This is a genomic window from Paenibacillus sp. 01L418 (genome assembly GCF_056400045.1).
Genome location: NZ_JBFTSN010000855.1, coordinates 1 through 651, shown reverse-complemented (window position 1 = coordinate 651; position 651 = coordinate 1). Strand labels below are relative to the sequence as shown.

Below are 651 nucleotides of genomic sequence, written 5' to 3'. Positions count from 1 at the left end.
ACCTTCATGTCTTCTCTTGATGGGCCGCCAACCGATGATCAAATGCTTGGTGCAGCTTCAGAGGCTGATTTGGAGCTCGTTAAATCTCTGCTTAATGCTGGAGGAAATCCGAATGCAGCAGACGATGAAGGGTGGACAGCGCTAATGTGGGCAGCCCAGCTAAATGAAACAGCTATCGCTTCTTCTTTGATAGATGCGGGAGCGCRATTGAATGTGATTGAGCAAAGTTATGAAGAAACGGCATTAACGATAGCGTTGTATAATGAAAGCATAGAGATGGTAGCGTTATTGCTGGATGAAGGAGCTAATCCGAATTTACAGGATAGTTCCGGATGGACACCGCTAATGACCGCAGCAAAAAATGGTGACATAGAGGGAGCGGAACTTTTGCTAAAAGCAGGGGCTGATCCGTTGAAAGTTGATGAAACAGGATATACAGCTGAGGATTATGCGCTTGATGCTGGGTTTGACGAGCTCGCCGAGCTGTTGCAAAATTTAGGCGATCAAATATAAAAGAAAAGAAGCTTGATTGCTCAAGCTTCTTTCTTTTATGTATATTCAATTCTTTATGTTTAGGATGGTCGGGACGACACGATTTGAACATGCGACCCCCTGGTCCCAAACCAGGTGCTCTACCAAGCTGAGCTACGT

Annotated in this window: 1 protein-coding gene; it reads left to right on the top strand. The window is 45.4% G+C overall.

Translation table 11 applies throughout. The features are described from left to right. The coding region (locus AC1DSE_RS36130; protein WP_477529229.1) for an ankyrin repeat domain-containing protein at positions 1-513 on the top strand (513 nt) is incomplete at its 5' end. Positions 514-651: the final 138 nt, after the last annotated feature.